Annotated in this window: 15 protein-coding genes and 1 tRNA gene; 10 read left to right on the top strand and 6 right to left on the bottom strand. The window is 57.2% G+C overall.

Translation table 11 applies throughout. The features are described from left to right. Positions 1-7: 7 nt before the first annotated feature. Entirely contained in the window at positions 8-2,920 is a 2,913-nt protein-coding gene (locus tag Q1J88_RS03080; RefSeq protein WP_301115975.1) for an EAL domain-containing protein, read from the bottom strand. Between the two features lie 139 nt (positions 2,921-3,059). Here Q1J88_RS03080 and Q1J88_RS03075 point away from each other — a divergent pair, with 139 nt between their 5' ends. Continuing rightward, positions 3,060-3,851, top strand: a complete 792-nt coding sequence (locus tag Q1J88_RS03075) for a mechanosensitive ion channel family protein (RefSeq protein ID WP_301115974.1) — start codon at positions 3,060-3,062, stop codon at positions 3,849-3,851. A gap of 46 nt (positions 3,852-3,897) precedes the next feature. On the opposite strand, the gene Q1J88_RS03070 is transcribed toward Q1J88_RS03075, so the two are convergent. Continuing rightward, complete coding sequence (locus Q1J88_RS03070; protein ID WP_301115973.1) at positions 3,898-4,707, bottom strand: RNA methyltransferase; 810 nt, start codon at positions 4,705-4,707, stop codon at positions 3,898-3,900. Between the two features lie 58 nt (positions 4,708-4,765). Between Q1J88_RS03070 and Q1J88_RS03065 the strand changes: the two genes are divergently transcribed. The 3 genes from Q1J88_RS03065 to Q1J88_RS03055 all read left to right on the top strand — a co-directional run bounded on the left by Q1J88_RS03065 (position 4,766) and on the right by Q1J88_RS03055 (position 8,155). Next, a complete protein-coding gene (locus Q1J88_RS03065) occupies positions 4,766-5,557 on the top strand; it encodes an inositol monophosphatase family protein (protein WP_301115971.1) in 792 nt (263 codons plus the stop codon). 75 nt (positions 5,558-5,632) lie between these two features. Next, positions 5,633-7,216: a TerC family protein gene (locus Q1J88_RS03060; protein ID WP_301115969.1), complete on the top strand. Its 1,584-nt coding sequence runs from the start codon at positions 5,633-5,635 to the stop codon at positions 7,214-7,216. Positions 7,217-7,306: 90 nt separating this feature from the next. Next, positions 7,307-8,155 (top strand): undecaprenyl-diphosphate phosphatase, encoded by an 849-nt coding sequence (locus Q1J88_RS03055; RefSeq protein WP_301115967.1) that lies wholly within the window; start codon positions 7,307-7,309, stop codon positions 8,153-8,155. A 66-nt stretch (positions 8,156-8,221) separates the two neighbouring features. On the opposite strand, the gene Q1J88_RS03050 is transcribed toward Q1J88_RS03055, so the two are convergent. The 3 genes from Q1J88_RS03050 to Q1J88_RS03040 form a co-directional block, all read right to left on the bottom strand. Beyond that, positions 8,222-8,989 carry a UDP-2,3-diacylglucosamine diphosphatase gene (locus tag Q1J88_RS03050; protein WP_301115966.1) on the bottom strand — a complete coding sequence of 256 codons (768 nt, stop codon included), beginning with the start codon at positions 8,987-8,989 and terminating at the stop codon, positions 8,222-8,224. Continuing rightward, positions 8,982-9,491, bottom strand: coding sequence for a peptidylprolyl isomerase (locus Q1J88_RS03045; RefSeq protein WP_324215970.1), 510 nt, complete (start codon positions 9,489-9,491; stop codon positions 8,982-8,984). Before Q1J88_RS03045 ends, Q1J88_RS03050 begins: the two co-directional genes overlap by 8 nt. Before the next feature lie 161 nt (positions 9,492-9,652). Continuing rightward, positions 9,653-10,420: a tetratricopeptide repeat protein gene (locus Q1J88_RS03040; protein WP_301115964.1), complete on the bottom strand. Its 768-nt coding sequence runs from the start codon at positions 10,418-10,420 to the stop codon at positions 9,653-9,655. Between the two features lie 218 nt (positions 10,421-10,638). Between Q1J88_RS03040 and cysS the strand changes: the two genes are divergently transcribed. From cysS to Q1J88_RS03010, 6 genes are all read left to right on the top strand, one after another. Then, positions 10,639-12,090, top strand: coding sequence for a cysteine--tRNA ligase (gene cysS / locus Q1J88_RS03035; RefSeq protein ID WP_301115962.1), 1,452 nt, complete (start codon positions 10,639-10,641; stop codon positions 12,088-12,090). A gap of 9 nt (positions 12,091-12,099) precedes the next feature. Further along, positions 12,100-12,738, top strand: a complete 639-nt coding sequence (locus Q1J88_RS03030) for a DNA-3-methyladenine glycosylase 2 family protein (protein WP_301115960.1) — start codon at positions 12,100-12,102, stop codon at positions 12,736-12,738. A gap of 82 nt (positions 12,739-12,820) precedes the next feature. Next, a complete protein-coding gene (locus Q1J88_RS03025; RefSeq protein WP_301115958.1) occupies positions 12,821-13,786 on the top strand; it encodes an acetyl-CoA carboxylase carboxyltransferase subunit alpha in 966 nt (321 codons plus the stop codon). Next, entirely contained in the window at positions 13,779-14,798 is a 1,020-nt protein-coding gene (tilS, locus tag Q1J88_RS03020; RefSeq protein ID WP_301115947.1) for a tRNA lysidine(34) synthetase TilS, read from the top strand. Before Q1J88_RS03025 ends, tilS begins: the two co-directional genes overlap by 8 nt. A gap of 72 nt (positions 14,799-14,870) precedes the next feature. Beyond that, positions 14,871-16,145, top strand: coding sequence for an aspartate kinase (locus Q1J88_RS03015; RefSeq protein ID WP_301115946.1), 1,275 nt, complete (start codon positions 14,871-14,873; stop codon positions 16,143-16,145). A 52-nt stretch (positions 16,146-16,197) separates the two neighbouring features. Further along, positions 16,198-16,290: transfer RNA gene (locus Q1J88_RS03010), tRNA-Ser, on the top strand. A 161-nt stretch (positions 16,291-16,451) separates the two neighbouring features. Here the strand turns inward: Q1J88_RS03010 and Q1J88_RS03005 are convergent. Continuing rightward, on the bottom strand, positions 16,452-16,956 hold a 505-nt coding region (locus Q1J88_RS03005; protein ID WP_301115945.1), incomplete at its 5' end, for a LysR substrate-binding domain-containing protein.

Genomic DNA, 16,956 nt, shown 5'->3' with positions numbered 1-16,956 from the left:
GCTGTGATCAGCAGCGGTTCTGTTCCAGCCAGGCATCGGTTTCTTCGGCAGGAATAGGCTTGGCAATGAGATAGCCCTGAGCGTAATCGCACCCAAGTTGCAAGAGTCTCATGAGGCTGCGCTGGTCTTCGACGCCTTCTGCAGTAACGCTGACCTTGAGGTTGTGCGCCAGGCCGATAATGGAATCGACAATGGTCTGGCTTTCCTTGTCGTTTTCCATCTCGCGAATAAAAGACTGGTCGATCTTTATATTGTCGACCGGCAGCTTGTGCAGGTATGACAGCGACGAGTGGCCCGTGCCGAAGTCATCAATGGCGATTCGCACGCCAATGGCACGGATGCGTTGCAATACGCTTAGTGAACGTGCAGCGTCCATCATGATGGCGCTTTCAGTAATTTCGACTTCAAGATAGTGCGCCGGCATATTGTGCTTGGTAAGCATCTTCTGGATCTGACCGGGGAAGTCCTGGCTCAACAGGTTGCGTGCGGAAATGTTTACGCTGATGGTGGCGTGGTGTTGCTGATTGTGCCAGCGCCGGCACTGTGCCAGCGAATTATCCAGCACCCACAGTGTCAGGGGGTGTATAAGGTCGCTGAACTCGGCGACGGGCATGAACTGTCCGGGGCCCAGTAAGCCCTTCTCTGGATGCTGCCAGCGTATTAATGCTTCGAATCCTACAGTGCGCCGGCGCCGCAGGCTGATTTGGGGCTGAAAATGAAGTCGCAGCTCGCCTGCGTCCAACGCATGACGCAGATCGGAAAGCAAGAGCAAGCGGTTGGGCGACCGTTCGTTACGAGACGCATCGAAGAAGGCGAAGCCGGTTCCTTCGCGCTCGGCACGGTGCATGGCACTGTCCGCGTGGCGCATCAGCACGCCCGCCTCGGTGCCGGCTACAGGATATTCGGCAATTCCGATACTGGCGCTGATCTGCATTTCAGTGCCATCCAGATCGAGCGGATGCCGAACTTCATTGAGAATTGCCTGGGCCATGTCGCGCACAGGCGTGCCCAGCGTGTCGCTTCGGAACAAAAGTGCGAATTCGTCACCGCTGGATCGGCTGACATCCCCACGGGAACCTACCAGGGTACGCAGACGATCGGCTACGATGCGCAGCAGATTGTCTCCGACGCCATGCCCAAAAGTGCTGTTGATCTCTTTGAAGCCATGAAGCGTCAGGTTGAAGACATATAACCTTAGATGGTAAGTGGTAGCGGCATCTTCGATGGCAGCCTTCAGGCGCGATACAAATACTTCGCGTTTAAATAGCCCCGTCAGTACGTCGTGGCGCGACTGGAAACGGAGCGCCTCATGGTGGTTGCTATGCTCAATGGCCATCGAGGCAATTTCGACGGCCATCTTGCTGGCACGAAGATTTTCGATGCCTGGCGAGCCGGGTTGGCGAAAATGGACGATGAACGCGCCAATGACCTTGCCACCCGCACGCAAGATGGGATGAGCCCAGCAGGCTCGCAGGTCGTAGGTCTCTGCCAGATCGTGCAGGGATTCCCATGAGGGGTCGTGTGATACATCGGGTGTGACCGACAGGCGCGACTTTGCCATGGCCAACGCCCAGGTGCCGGTCTGGCCATCGTTGCGAAGCTGCAGCATCTGCTGCACGTAGCTGTCGGGCAGGGAAGGCGCGATACAAAGTTGAATTTGCTTGCCGTCGGGGGCCAGTGTAAGGATCGAGACCACGCCGCCATCTATCTGGCCTTCGTTTATCTGTGCCAATGCCCGAAGCGTAGCCTCTAGGGGATGGTTTTGCGCGATCATCTGCAAGACCTTGTTGTGCCCTTTCTGGCGCTGCAGCGATTTTTTCCACTGAACCTCTTGCCTTCCCAACGCCTCTGCCATGGTGTCCAGTTGCGTGGCAATTTCCTTGAATTCCTGCCCGGACATCATCTGAGCCACCCGAGTGCCGTACTTGCCCTGGCCAAGCCGCTTTGCCGCTGCGGTGAGGTAACGCACGTTTCGTCCTACGATGGCCTGGATCCCCATCCAGCTGAGTATCAGAGTCAATGAAGCCAGCAATAACGCCAGCGCGCCGCTGATCCAGAGTGTTCGATAGATACCCGCAAGGGCCGCTTCGGTGGGGTGCTGATAAACGACAGTCAGTGCCTCGGGATCTTGCGTGGTGCCGGTGCGGGCATGGCTTACCAGCCACTTGCTGCCATCGCTACGTTCGAGAATGCCGGTACCCCTGGGTTCCTGAGCCAGCATTTTCAATACTTCAGTGTCTTTCAAGGGTTGTCCGATAGGCATGTCATCGCGCTGCGGCCAGCTGTTGAGTACGACGCCGTGGCGATCCAGGACCGTGATGACCGAACCGTCGAAGAACTGGTGGTTTTGCTGCGAGCGAACCATCGATGAAAGATCGAGTGAGGCGTACAACACTGCCCACGGTACGCTGTTGGAATCTCGCAACGCCTGAGCCACTATGATTGCCGGTTTGCCCGAAATTCGACCCACATAGTATTCACTGATGACGATGCCGGGCACTTCAAGCGCCCTTCGAAAATAGGATCGATCGGAGACGTTCAGATCATTAACCGTTTCGGTGCTCAAGCCAGAACATAGCGCCGATCCGGACACCGACATCAGACCGATGTTGTGAAAGTTTGTTTGCTCCTTGAGCAGCTCGCGCATGTATTCGTGGCATAGCGGCCAGTTCTGGCCAACCACGAGGGGCATCTTTGAAATGGCTGCAAAAAGGCTGTGCGTGTGATTGAAAAGCCAGCTCTCGTCGCGGGCGGCCAGTTGTACGAATCGTTCGGCGTTTTGGATGCTGTAATCGGTGAGATAATCGCGCTGTTGATAGATGTAAAAGCAGAGTCCGGCGATGGAAGGTATGATCGCCACGCATATTGCCAGGAACATGCGTACGTAGATGCTTTTGAAACTGTTTTTGCCCGTGGCCATTTAACCGGACTCTCCTCAATACCGAGTCCTTGCCCGGCTCATCCTGACGCTATTGTAATTATGTTTACGGTTTGTTTGCTGTTGTATTGAGACGTAGTTTACGAGCTTTTTATCCCACTTTACGTTCTTGGGCATAAACATGGAAGAAACCCTCAATGCCTGGGCCGTCTGGCTCCCCTATATTGAGACAATCGTCATCCGTCTGACCGTCGCCGGCCTCATTTTGGTCATTGGCTGGATGGCCTCGCTGTTCGCAGGCCGGGCAGTGCGAAAGCTGGCAGCAAGCTCGACCCGCGTCGATCCCACCATAGTGCCAATGGCTTATGCCGTGACGGTCTGGGGAATTCGGATTCTCGTCTTAATTGCAGTGCTTGCCAAGCTTGGTGTGCAAACGGCCAGTATCATTGCCGTCCTGGGCGCGGCAGGTCTGGCTGTGGGTCTGGCTCTACAGGGAACTTTGCAGAACATTGCCGCCGGCATCATGCTGCTGGCATTGCGGCCGCTTAGGGCAGGCGAATCCGTGTCGGTGGTGGGCAAAGCCGACGGAACCGTTGAAGAGGTCGGGCTTTTCTTGAGCCGGTTCCGGCAGGCGGATGGCACCCAAATTACACTTCCAAACAGCCTGGTGTGGGGTAACCCCATCATTAATTTCAGCAGAAACGGCAGACGACGCGTAGAAGTCCAGACTGGAATCTCGTATGGGCAGGACATCGCCCGTGCGCTTGAAACGGTTCGTACGCTGGTCAACAACCATCCGCTCGCCCTCAGCACGCCAGAACCGGCGGTGTTCGCGGGAGAAAGCCGCTTGAATACGGTGATGATCGTCGTGCAGGCCTGGGCCTTGGCGGCCGATTACGGCGCCTTGCTCAACGATCTCAGGCGTGAAGTACCCAGCCGGTTGCAGGAAGCCGGCTTCAAGATGCCAGCCTAGCTCGGGCGGGGCGTCCGGTTCGAACCATCCGGCGCCTGACCGCGAATTATTTTGTTCCTTTCTGCCGTGAGTTGCGGATCATGGCGGTGCAGACGCCACGCAACATGTCGACTTCATCATTGGTAAGGCCGCTACGCATGAATAAGTGGCGAGTACGAGGCATCAGTTTTTTGGGATGGGCCGGATTCAAGAACTCAACCGCGATCATGGCTTCTTCCCAATGAGTCAGAAGTGCCTGTATTTTTTCGTTTGAAGCAGGTTCGGAGCCGGCAGCGACGGCGCTTTTATCCGTACTTGGCAGTAGCGTCAGGCCCTGACTGCTTGCCAGCGCATAACGCATTTCCCAGGCGGCCAGTTGCAGGGCTTGCGCCACATTCAATGAGCTGTAGTGCGGGTTGGCCGGAATGTGGCAAATTCGCTGGCACAGGGCGATGTCCTGGTTTGTCAGGCCAGAACGTTCGGTACCCACCACAATCGCTATCCGGGCATGAATGTGAGACTGCAAATGCTCCAGGCTGGCATCCGCTGCCTGACGGATGTCGCATACACTGGGGCCCAGGTCTCGCGGTCGGGCGGTAAGGGCAAACGCCAGCGTCGACGTGCCCAGGGCATCAGACAGCGTGCCGTGGATTTGCGCGTTCTCCAGGACATCGACCGCACCGCTGGCCAAAGCGATGGCCTCTGAGTGCCGTGTGACGTCTGTAAAGCGCGGAGCGACCAGATGAAGCCTCTCGAAGCCCATGGTCTTGATAGCTCGCGCGGCTGCACCGACGTTTCCGGGGTGGCTCGGCTGTACCATGACGAAGTCGACGCGTGCAAAGGTCTGTGCTGCGTCCTGGATGGAAAAAGCGCTCATTTAGAACAATCTGCCTGTGTCATTTAAAATAGGCGGTTTAAAGGTACTACGGATACATATGCACCCGATGCTAAACACCGCCGTCAAGGCGGCACGCCGCGCCGGCGCGATCATAAATCGTGCCAGCCTAGATCTTGAACGTTTGCAGGTGGCGCGCAAAGGGCCCAAGGATTATGTCACGGAAGTTGATCGGGCCGTCGAAGACGCCATCATCGACGTTCTGCGTACAGCTTATCCTGATCACGCGTTCCTGGGAGAAGAAACGGGTGCTCATCCCGGCGCTCAAGATGCTGCCGGCGCCATCCCCGAGTACGAGTGGATAATCGATCCGCTCGACGGAACGACCAACTTCATTCATGGGTTCCCCGTTTATGCAGTGTCGATCGCATTGGCGCATCGGGGTCAGGTGGTACAGGCAGTAATTTTCGACCCCAATCGCAATGAGCTGTTCACTGCCAGCCGGGGGGGCGGAGCGTTCCTCAACGACCGACGTATCCGTGTATCCGGTCAGACGCGCTATCGCGACGCACTCATTGGTGCGCATGTACCACGATCCGCCAGCGACCTGACCGTGGCAGAACGTTTTTCCACGCTATTGACAGGCTGCGCCAGCGCTCGTCGCATGGGCGCAACCGTACTCGATCTTGCCTACGTGGCAAGTGGCCGTATCGACGGGTTCTGCGGCGCAAATCTCAAGCGCTGGGACATGGCGGCAGGAAGCTTGCTGGTGCTTGAAGCCGGCGGCCTGATCGCTGACTTTGAGGGTGAGCAGGGCTGGATGCAGTCAGGTAGCGTCCTTGCTGCAAGCCCCAAGATCTTCACGCAGATGCTCGGCCATCTACAAGGCTGATGCCTGTCCTGACGCGCCGTGCGCGCCTGGCACCCAAGAAGCAATGACGCCCGACTCACGTAAAGGAGCTTGTTGATGGAGTGGATGCTTGACCCTTCGGCGTGGGCCGGCCTGCTTGCGCTGGTGATACTCGAGATTGTCCTGGGCATCGACAACCTCATCTTTATCGCCATACTGGTCGACAAGCTCCCTCCAAAACAAAGGGATCGCGCACGCATACTGGGTCTGTCGCTTGCGTTGCTCATGCGACTGGGCCTGCTGACGGTGATGTCCTGGCTGATCAGGCTGACGGAGCCGTTCGTTGCATTGGGTCCGTTCGAGTTTTCAGGGCGGGACCTCATTCTGATTGTTGGCGGCTTCTTCCTGCTGTTCAAGGGCACGGTAGAGCTGCACGAACGTATCGAGGGTCGGTCAAATCACGGTACCGGAGAACGCTTGCACGCAGGTTTCGGCGTCATCGTTACCCAGATCGTGGTTCTGGACGCTGTGTTCTCGCTCGACGCCGTCATTACCGCTGTCGGCATGGTGGATCACTTGTCCGTAATGATGATCGCCGTGGTCATCGCCATCGGCATCATGCTGTTCGCCTCCAAACCTCTGACCACCTTCGTCAATGCGCATCCGACGGTCGTCGTCCTGTGTCTGGGTTTTTTGCTTACGATCGGTTTTTCCTTGGTGGCCGAGGGCTTCGGCTTTGCCATACCGAAGGGCTATCTCTATGCGGCCATTGGTTTCTCGGTGTTGATCGAGGCCTTGAACCAGCTTGCGCGTCGTAATATCCGAAAGCACGAATCTCGGCGCCCCCTGCGTGAGCGAACCGCCGAAGGGATCATGCTGATGCTTGGCAAGCGACCGTTGGCCGGCCCCGAGCAGCCGGATTATCACGACGAGCCGCCGGAACAGCAGGTGTTTGGTGATACCGAGCGGAACATGGTCAGTGGCGTTCTGACACTCGCAGATCGCAGTATCCATTCGATAATGACCCCGCGTAACGATATTTCCTGGCTTAACCTTGATGACGATGCCGAGACTCTACGACGTCAGATCAATGGTTCGCCACACAGTTTCTTCCCGGTGTGCCGGGGGGATCTTGATGAGGTGATTGGAATCGGGCGGGCCAAGGAACTGATTGCCGATCTGATCACGCACGGTGCGATCCGGCTGTCGCGACTTCGCGACCCGATCATCGTTCCGGAATCAATTGGCATCCTTAAAGTGATGGAGACGCTCAAGCGCGCCAAAGGTCAGTTGGTACTGGTGGCCGACGAATTCGGCGCGATTGACGGCGTGGTGACTCCGATAGATGTGTTTGAAGCGATTGCCGGCGAGTTTCCGGACGAAGACGAAGTGCCGGATATCGTCCAGGTTGACGAAAATCGCTGGAGGGTTGACGGCGCCGCCGACCTTCACCATCTTGAACAGGTGCTGAATACGGATGGACTGGTGGACGATGACGAGGTCTACTCGACCCTCGCAGGCTACCTGCTCGAGCGTTTTGGCCATTTGCCCTCGGCGGGCGATACTTGCGAACTCGAGCAGCTGCACGCGACTTTCCGTTTCACGGTAGAGCGGGTAGATGGGCGTCGCATTGCCTCGGTGGCCATCTCGCGCGAGCTCAAGGGCCGCGCGGAGGACGAAGACGATTCCGGCGGTCAGTAGTAACAGGAAGGCCAAGTAGTTGTGTTGGCGCTGTGGGCGTTGCGACAGGCCTGGCGGTGAAGGCGGCAGGCTGTATTTTTGCGAGAGGTTATGACGGAAAGCACGTGGTTTTATCTGAAGGCATTGTTTTTGGGAGTTGTCGAGGGGTTTACCGAGTTCATCCCCGTGTCCAGTACGGCACACCTCTTGATTCTGGGCGACTGGATAAACTTCTCGTCAGGCGATAACAAGGTTTACGAAGTCGTGATCCAGTTCGGCTCGATACTGGCCGTAATGTGGATTTTTCGTGAGCGAATCTGGCAGCTTCTGCGCGGTATCCTGTCGCAAGATCGCAGCGAATTAATGTTTGCACGCAACCTGATCATTGCATTTCTGCCCGCAGCGGTAATCGGCGCATTGGCTATCGGCTTCATCAAAACCCTATTTCATAACCCTGCAGTGTTCGTTTTCACACTGATTGCAGGTGGGTTGATCATGCTCTGGGTAGAGCGCAAGCCACATTACGCCAAGAATGCAGTTGACACAGTTGCATCCGAACGTGCAACCGCCCATACGCTTGAACAAATTTCCTGGAAGCAGGCGCTGGTGGTTGGTTTTGCACAGTGTGTGGCCATGGTGCCCGGCACGTCGCGATCAGGCGCCACCATAATTGGCGGCATGCTGGCTGGAATTCAGCGTAAGACTGCCACTGAGTTTTCGTTTTTCCTGGCTATGCCCACCATGCTGGCCGCAACAGTCTACGACTTCTACAAACATGGCGGAGCGCTGGCGGATCACGAGTTGTGGGGCATTATCATCGGCTTCGTCGCGGCTTTTGTCAGTGCCCTGGTCGTGGTGCGGGCCGTATTGAACTTTGTGTCTCGCCATACCTATCGGCCGTTCGCCTGGTATCGGATCGCGCTGGGTCTGGTGGTACTGGCGTGGCTGTACTTTCGTTAGCCTTCGATTTGTCTGGCAACAGCCATAGAAGTTTGGAGGCACCACTCGAATCAGGCGATGCCTGGTTCAGCATGTGGCGTCTTGCAGCCTGATGCCACTGTTGTCAATGATGGCCCAGCCTCCGCGCGCGCTTCCGTGATCAAAATCCCAATCCGGCAAGACAACACGTAGACGTTCTGCCCCGTTCAATTGCAAGCTGTGCACGGCGGGGCGATGGGTGTGGCCGTGGACGATAGCCCTGGCGCCACACTTGCGCAGCGCCTCGTGTATGGCGTCGGGGGTTACATCCATGATTGCTGCTGATTTGGAGTGGTAAGACGCCTTGCTGCGTCGCCGGGCCCAGTCTGCGATCGCGCGCCGTTGCTTGAGGCTTAAACCAAGATAGGCGCGTTGCACCCAAGGGTTGCTCACTACTCGTTTAAAACGCTGGTAGCCGACGTCGGCGGTGCAGTATTCGTCGCCGTGGCTGACAAGCACGCGTCCCTGGCTGGTTTCCAGACAAACAGGAGCCGAAAGCAGAGTCGCCCCGACAGCGTCAGTCAGATCTTTGCCAATCAGAAAATCGCGGTTTCCCCGGCCCAGCCAAACGGGTATGCAAGAAGCGGCGTTTTGCAGGGCCTGCAAGATCTCTTGCAGCCATGGCGGCGGATCGTGCGTTGCCAGGTCGTCGCCGATCCAGGCGTCGAAAATGTCACCACATAAAAACAAGGCATCCGCCTGGGCGCATGCCTGATCCAGAAATTGCAGAAACACTTTACGGGTGCGAGGCGTGGCCTGGCTCAGATGCATGTCTGCCGCCAGCCACACTCGGCCCGGTAAGGTTATGCTATTCAACGACGATTGCTTTCTCGATGACGACGTCTTCCGTCGGGACGTCCTGGTGGAAGCCCTTGCTGCCGGTTTTAACGGCCTTGATCTGTTCGACGACGTCGGTGCCTTCGACCACCTTGCCAAATACTGCGTAGCCCCAGCCGTTAGGTGTCGGAGCAGTGAAGTTCAGGAAATCGTTGTCAGTCACGTTGATGAAGAATTGTGCCGTAGCCGAATGCGGATCACTGGTGCGAGCCATTGCAATGGTGTAGCGGTCGTTCTTGAGCCCGTTATTGGCTTCGTTTTCGACAGCCTCATGAGTGGATTTCTGCTTCATGCCAGGTTCGAATCCGCCGCCCTGGATCATGAAATTTTCAATGACCCGATGGAAGATGGTGCCGTCATAGAAGCCTTCTTTTACGTAAGTCAAAAAGTTTTCGACGGTTTTTGGGGCTTTCTCGGCATCGAGCTGGATGACCATGTCGCCCATGCTGGTCTGTAGTTTTACGCGGGGAGTGTTGCTCATGGTTTGACCTTCAGTGGAAGTGGTGGAGGCGGCCTGCGAAGCGCCGACCGGGCCAATGGCCAGGGCAGCGATGACGACAAGGCTGGAAATGCGTGCCGATGGAATCAGGACGCGTTGAATTACAGATTGAATGAACATATGCGTCTGCCGGGTAAGTGCGGTTAAGGACGAAGAATGTCGGAGGTCTGTTGCGCGGCGCGGCTGGCGCCCGGGACGTTCCGGGCGTCGTCAAATGATTTCTTCGCTTGCATGAGCTGCACCCAGCCCAGATTGGCGCGCGCCGTTGCATACTGTGGATTGGCTGTCAGGGCCATTTCCAAGGCGTCTTGCGCCATGTCGAGCTTTCCTTGCTTGACATATTCGACCGCCAGATTGTTCCAGGGTTCGGGCAGTTCTGGGAACAGGGTGGTCATGTTAAGGTAATGCTCGATCGCTTCATTGTGCTTTTCGAGACCGGCCAGGGCCCGGCCCCGCAGAAACATAAGTTGTACGTCGGTTCCGACGGCGTTCTCCGCCTCGCGTTGTGCCATTCTTCGGTCAATTACATCCAGCGCTTCGGCATATCGCCCGCTGTCCATCATGGCCGAAATTCGGTCAGTAACTTGGGAGGGCGTCAGAGGGATGGATGTATCGACACCGGGGCTGATGGCCTCCAGCAACCTGGCCAGGCCTTTCCAGCCGCCGTCGCGAGGAGGGGGGTCGTCGAACAGTTTTTCGCCCGGACGCGGGGCCGGCGACAATATGACCTGCGGCCCCGTTGCCGTGGTTTGAGACGCCTCTTGTGGCCATCCGGTAGGCAGAAGCGTCGACTCCAGGTTTATAGTTGGAGTCAGGCCATCCGCAGCTCGTTGCGCCTGTGTTGCAAAGGCCGTTGTCATGCCGGCCAGCAGCAGCGTCGTCGCAATGAGTCTACGGGAAATTGGATGCACGGGCCGTTACCTATGGGTTGGGGTTGATCTGGCTAGAGCGGTGGGCGAATGGCTACCCAGCTATACGACGCCCACTTGCTATACTTGTCGACCGCCATTTTAGCCTTGCTTGGGATAGGAACAAAATTTGTTCCATCTTGCACTTTTCGCGTTCGCGAAGCGCCACTTGAATGCGCCAAAGGCACGGATTGATATTTAAGGATTATTGTTCTCTGCGCATGCTGCACATTTATAACACTCTTTCTCGCGCCAAACAGCCGTTCGAACCGGTGGAGCCGGGGCGCGTCCGTATGTACGTCTGCGGCATGACCGTCTATGATTTCTGTCACCTGGGCCATGCCCGGATGCTGGTGAGCTTTGACGTGATCCAGCGCTGGCTGCGTACATCCGGCTATAAGGTCGAGTACGTGCGCAACATTACCGACATCGATGACAAGATCATCCGCAAGGCTGTGCAGACCGGTCAGCGCATGCACGAGGTCACGAACTTCTACATCGACGCCATGCATGCAGATGAGCTCGCTCTTGGTGTGGCTCCCCCCGACGCAGAGCCCCGGGCGACCCAGCATGTCGGCCAAATGCTCGACATTATCTCCAAGCTTGAAGACAAGGGACTTGCCTACCAGTCCGATGATGGCGATGTGAACTATGCCGTTCGACAGTTTCCGGGCTATGGGAAGCTGTCCGGCAAATCGCTCGATGACCTCAGGGCTGGAGAACGGGTTGCCGTCGCTTCCGCCAAGCGTGATCCGCTGGACTTTGTCCTCTGGAAATCCGCAAAGCCCGAAGAGCCGGAAGAATCCAAATGGGAGTCTCCGTATGGATTGGGCCGGCCCGGGTGGCACATTGAGTGCTCCGCCATGAGCAAAGAGCTGCTGGGATTGCCGCTGGACATTCATGGCGGGGGCCCGGACCTCAAGTTTCCCCATCATGAAAATGAAATTGCCCAGACTGAAGGAGCATTCGGGGGGACCTTGGCCAACGTATGGATGCATTGCGGCCCCTTGATGGTCGATGCCGATAAAATGTCCAAGTCCCTGGGCAACTTCCGCACCATACGCGAAACCGTGGCTGTGCCCGGGTCATTGTCCGAAGACAGCGCGTCTTACGAAGCCAATCCCCGCGAAGCCGAAATGTTGCGGTTCTTTATTGTGCGCAACCACTACCGGAGCGTACAGAACTACACGCCCGATAATCTTCGCGACGCTCAACACGCCCTCGACCGTCTGTATCAAACTTTGCATAACGTACCGGCGCAAAGCGGTGTAGAGACCGACTGGAACCAGCCGGAAGCGCAGGCCTTTCGCAGTGCGATGGACGATGATTTCAATACATCTGGCGCGGTAGCCGTATTGTTTGAGCTGGCGTCGAAGGCAAACCGCGAGCGTTCGCGCGAGGCGTCCACCTTGTTGCGCACGCTTGGCGGGGTACTGGGTTTGCTGCAGACCGACCCGGCCCGTTATCTGCAGTCGCCGAGTCGCTACCTGGGCGCCGACGCGTCGCAGGTTCAGTTGACGTCCGAAGAGATCGAGGCACTGATCCAGCAGCGTACCGAGGCCAAGGCACAACGCGATTTTGCCAAGGCGGACCGCATTCGTGACCAACTGCGTGACGCGGGAATTGAGCTCGAAGACAAGGCCGGTGGCCTAACCCAGTGGCGTCGTATTTAGGGCAGGGCGATGGGTGACTCGATTACGACCTCTGATAAGCCGGGGTTCTGGGATGAAGCATCGGCGCATCTCATGCGGCGCGACCGCATCCTCAAGAAAATCATTCCGCAGCATCGCTCTGAATGGCTTATTACGTCTTCTACCCCTTTCATGACCCTGGCTCGTGCGATTGTGGGTCAGCAGGTTTCGACCAAGTCGGCTGACGCCACCTGGACCCGTTTTATTACGCGTTGTGGACGGCGTCCCGCGCCCGCCAAGGTCGCGGCCATACCTCTGGAAGAGCTTCGCGAAGTCGGACTTTCGCGCCGCAAGTGCGAATACATTATTGACCTGGCAACGCATTTTGCCGAAAAGAAGGTTCAGCCGGCCAATTGGGCCAGTATGGACGATGAAGCGATAATTGCGGACCTGTGTGCGATTCGTGGTGTCGGGCGCTGGACGGCCGAGATGTTCCTGATTTTCAGCCTGCAGCGTCCAGATGTTCTTCCTTTGGACGATGCAGGCTTGCTGAAGGCAATTTCGTTACACTATTTCAGCGGCGAACCTGTTTCTCGCTTCGAGGCACGCGAAGTTGCCCAGGCCTGGGCGCCCTGGCGCAGCGTGGCGACCTGGTATCTGTGGCGTAGCCTGAACACTGCGGCAAGCTGACCGCTCCGCAGTCAATTTGTCGCCAATGGAATCTCAGCGATCGTAAACTGGTGTTGCTTATTTAACCGGACAACTAGCTCTTATGCGTAATACGTTTCTAGAATTTGAACAGCCTCTGGCCGAGCTCGAAAACAAGATCGAGCAGCTACGCTTTGTGCAGGCAGATTCAGCCGTCGATATTTCGGATGAGGTAGCACGCCTGCAGCAAAAAAGCCAGACGCTCGCCAAGAATATTTACGCCAAGCTCACTCCGTGGCAAACCGCCCTGGTTGCCCGCCATCCGCAGCGTCCTTACACGCTCGATTATGTGCGCGAAATTTTCACCGATTTCCACGAGCTGCATGGTGATCGCATGTACGCTGATGACCAGTCCATTGTCGGCGGGCTGGCCCGGTTTCAGGGAACGCCCTGCATGATCATCGGCCACCAAAAGGGACGCGACACCAAAGAGCGCGCCCGCCGTAATTTCGGTATGCCGCGCCCCGAGGGGTATCGCAAGGCCCTGCGTCTGATGCGTCTGGCCGAGAAGTTCAATCTGCCTGTATTCACCTTCGTCGACACGCCGGGTGCTTATCCCGGCATCGGTGCCGAAGAGCGAGGGCAGTCCGAGGCCATCGGCCACAACCTGTATGCCATGGCCGAACTCAAGGTGCCCATCATCGCGACCATTATTGGCGAAGGCGGTTCCGGGGGTGCATTGGCTATCGCTGTGGGCGATGTGGTCATGATGTTGCAATACGCCACTTACGCTGTCATCTCGCCGGAAGGCTGTGCTTCGATTCTATGGCGTAGTGCCGACAAGGCTTCAGTAGCCGCCGAAGCCCTGGCCATCACTGCACCACGTCTAAAGGAACTCGGGCTTATCGATCGCATCGTCAACGAACCGGTCGGAGGAGCGCACCGCGACCCCGTCGTAATGGCGCGGCAATTGGGTCGGGCTTTGTCCGATTCCTTGCGCCAGGTCTCGGGCCTTACCCCGCAACAGTTGGTGGATCAGCGGCTGGAGCGTCTTATGACTTATGGCCGCTACCAAGAGGCCCGTGCCTGAACCTGATTTCCTGGGCAGCTTTGGTTCGGTGCAATTGCTGGCACCCGTGGACGAGGTTTTAGCTACGATCGCACCGTTTCGCCTTCCGGTGGGAGTAGCAGTCAGCGGAGGCGCAGACTCGGCCATGTTGCTGGTACATGCCGCGCGTATTGCGTTACAGCGGGACGTCGAGCTCCATGCGTTTCACGTTCATCATGGGCTGCAGCAGGTAGCCGACACCTGGCGGGAACAGGTGCATGAGCTCGCTCAGAAGTTGCGATTGCCTTGCCATAGCCAGAGAGTGGCGGTGGATACATCACGTGGGGATGGCATCGAATCCGCAGCACGCGCAGCACGTTATCAGGCACTGGCGGCAATGGCGCAAAAAGCTGGTGTCAAGCACCTGTTGCTGGCTCACCACCGTGACGACCAGGCCGAAACCGTACTTCTTCGATTGCTGCGTGGTGCGGGCCCCCATGGAATGGGTGCCATGGCACCACGGATGGAACGGGACGGCCTGATCTTCTTGCGGCCGTGGCTTGAAGTAAGCAGGGTAGATATTGATGATGCCGCTCGCGCGTTTTATCAGGCCACGGGATGGAAGTCGGTGGTTGACCCCACCAACTCAGAAGACCGGTATACGCGTTCGGCTGTACGGGAACGTCTGGCTCCCCAGTTGAATGATCGCTGGCCCGGTTGGCAGGCCGTGCTGGCGCGGCATGCGCGACAAAGCCGCGAGGCCGTGGAAATACTTGATGAGGTCGCGGCAGAAGATTTCGCGTCGCTTGAGCCGGCAGAAGATCGCTTGAGCTTTTCGCTGGCGCAATGGCGAAAGCTTTCACATGCGCGGCAGGCTTTGGTGCTTCGGTACTGGTTGGGCATGCATGGCGTGCGCATGCCTACCGAGGCCCGTCTGAACGACCTGATGCGGCAGATGCGCCAATTGCACGCCCTGGGTCATGATCGTGCCATGAATGTAAAGCATGGCGATGTAACCATACGCTGCACGCGGGGGCGCGTGCTGTTAAAATAAATGGTTTTCCTTTCGCGGCGGTTCAAGCCGCTTCTTACTGATTTACCAGGGTAAAAGGCAGGACAGAAGATTATGTCCCTTATCGTTCATAAATACGGCGGCACCTCGATGGGATCGATCGAGCGCATTCAAAACGTCGCTCGTCGCGTTGCCAAATGGCACGCTGCTGGTCATCAGGTAGTAGTTGTCCCGTCGGCGATGTCGGGCGAAACAAACCGTCTTCTGGGCCTGGCAAAAGAAATCAGTCCCACTCCCGACGGCCGTGAACTGGACATGCTCGCGGCTACTGGCGAGCAGGCCAGCAGTGCCCTTTTGGCGATAGCCTTGCAGGCTCAGGGTGTTGGCGCCCGAAGCTACGCAGGATGGCAGGTTCCGGTTCGTACCGACTCGGCTTACACCAAGGCACGCATCCGTTCCATCGACGACGCTCGCATCCGGGCCGACCTTGATGCAGGCCGTGTCGTCATCGTCACCGGTTTTCAGGGTATTGATGAAGACGGCCACATCACGACTCTCGGGCGTGGCGGGTCCGACACTTCGGCCGTAGCGGTTGCGGCCGCACTCAAGGCCTCCGAGTGTCTGATCTTCACTGATGTAGACGGCGTGTACACCACCGATCCACGTGTCGTTCCCGAAGCTCGCCGCATGCGCGTCGTATCCTTCGAAGAAATGCTCGAGATGGCATCACTTGGATCGAAAGTGCTGCAGATTCGCGCCGTTGAATTCGCTGGAAAATATCATGTGCCGGTACGGGTATTGTCCTCCCTGACCGACCCCCTCATTCCGCTTGACGAAGAAATGTCGTCGGGCACCCTAATTACTTTCGAGGAAGACCAAAAAATGGAATCCGCTGTAGTTTCGGGCATTGCTTTCAGCCGCGACGAAGCCAAGATGACATTGCTGGCTGTTCCCGACACCCCGGGGGTGGCTTATTCCATCCTGGGGCCGGTGGCTGCAGCCAACATTGACGTTGACATGATTGTTCAGAATCAGTCGGTGCGTGGCACGACCGACTTTTCCTTTACTGTCAATCGCAACGACTACCATCGCACGCTGGATCTTCTCAAGAACCAGGTTGCTCCTTCGGTTGGTGCCCAGGAAGTTGTTGCCGACAACGAGGTCTGCAAGGTGTCGATCGTTGGTATCGGCATGCGAAGCCACGTAGGTGTTGCCAGCCTGATGTTCCGCACGCTCAGCGAAGAAGGCATCAATATCCAGATGATCAGCACCAGCGAGATCAAGACTTCCGTGGTCATCAATGACAAGTACATGGAACTTGCCGTGCGCGCGTTGCACAAGGCTTTCGGGCTGGATCAGGAAGCTTCATCAGTCAACGAAAGCGCTTAGTAACCTCGGCCTTTCACTTCGAGTCTTGTGCTAGAATAGCGGACTTGAGTTAGGAGACGTGGCCGAGAGGTTGAAGGTACTCCCCTGCTAAGGGAGCATGCGGCTTATACCCGCATCGAGGGTTCGAATCCCTCCGTCTCCGCCAAATGCAAATCGCCGGAAAGTCATTTAACTTTCCGGCGATTTTTTTGCGCCCAGCATGGTGGCTCTGTTGCGAAATTGAATTGCACTTCAAGGTGTGACAGCCTTCGAACTTTCGAGGTCAATGCTGGTAACTGGGGCGCGGCATTCAACAGAGCAGTTCACTCAGCTCGCACGAGCCACCTTCGTCGCAGCAGGCTCCCCGACCATTCCCGGAATATAGCCGTCTGCCATGCAGGCGCGGCAACGCTCCATGAAGGTTTCGACGACACGCCGCGGATGCTGGTCCTTGATCCACGCCATGCCCAGTCGCATGGGTCGATGCCGACCTTTCAGCGCGACGTTGACGATCCGCTTGCCGTCCAGGGAGTGTGGCGCACGGGGACGCACATTGGCCAGCGAGTAGCCTACGCCGTTGGCGACCAGAGACCGTAAAACATCAGGACTGCTGGAGCGTGCCGCCACGGTGGGTCGTACACCCGCCTCCTGGAATAGGGAAAGGAAGTACTCCCGGCTTAATGGCAAGTCGAGCAATATCAGGGGACGCTTTGCGAGTTCTTTGAGCGTGACGGAATTCTTCTTGGCCAGTGGCTCTTCTTCGCCAACGATGACAAAAGGCGGCAAGGAAGCGAGTGCTTCAAAAGATACGCCGGTTTCTGCCGGACTCAGG

This window comes from Pusillimonas sp. (assembly GCF_029263785.1).
Lineage (GTDB): Bacteria > Pseudomonadota > Gammaproteobacteria > Burkholderiales > Burkholderiaceae_B > Pusillimonas.
This window is presented reverse-complemented; position numbering and strand designations above follow the sequence as displayed.

What these genes read in the sequence shown, in the direction of transcription:
- Q1J88_RS03015 (WP_301115946.1), top strand. Translation starts at nt 14,871, where the DNA reads ATGTCCCTTATCGTTCATAAATACGGCGGCACCTCGATGGGATCGATC.
- Q1J88_RS03055 (WP_301115967.1), top strand. Translation starts at nt 7,307, where the DNA reads ATGACGGAAAGCACGTGGTTTTATCTGAAGGCATTGTTTTTGGGAGTT.
- Q1J88_RS03075 (WP_301115974.1), top strand. Translation starts at nt 3,060, where the DNA reads ATGGAAGAAACCCTCAATGCCTGGGCCGTCTGGCTCCCCTATATTGAG.
- cysS (WP_301115962.1), top strand. Translation starts at nt 10,639, where the DNA reads ATGCTGCACATTTATAACACTCTTTCTCGCGCCAAACAGCCGTTCGAA.
- Q1J88_RS03025 (WP_301115958.1), top strand. Translation starts at nt 12,821, where the DNA reads ATGCGTAATACGTTTCTAGAATTTGAACAGCCTCTGGCCGAGCTCGAA.
- Q1J88_RS03065 (WP_301115971.1), top strand. Translation starts at nt 4,766, where the DNA reads ATGCACCCGATGCTAAACACCGCCGTCAAGGCGGCACGCCGCGCCGGC.
- Q1J88_RS03030 (WP_301115960.1), top strand. Translation starts at nt 12,100, where the DNA reads ATGGGTGACTCGATTACGACCTCTGATAAGCCGGGGTTCTGGGATGAA.
- Q1J88_RS03080 (WP_301115975.1), bottom strand. Translation starts at nt 2,920, where the DNA reads ATGGCCACGGGCAAAAACAGTTTCAAAAGCATCTACGTACGCATGTTC.
- Q1J88_RS03060 (WP_301115969.1), top strand. Translation starts at nt 5,633, where the DNA reads ATGGAGTGGATGCTTGACCCTTCGGCGTGGGCCGGCCTGCTTGCGCTG.
- Q1J88_RS03070 (WP_301115973.1), bottom strand. Translation starts at nt 4,707, where the DNA reads ATGAGCGCTTTTTCCATCCAGGACGCAGCACAGACCTTTGCACGCGTC.
- Q1J88_RS03045 (WP_324215970.1), bottom strand. Translation starts at nt 9,491, where the DNA reads ATGAGCAACACTCCCCGCGTAAAACTACAGACCAGCATGGGCGACATG.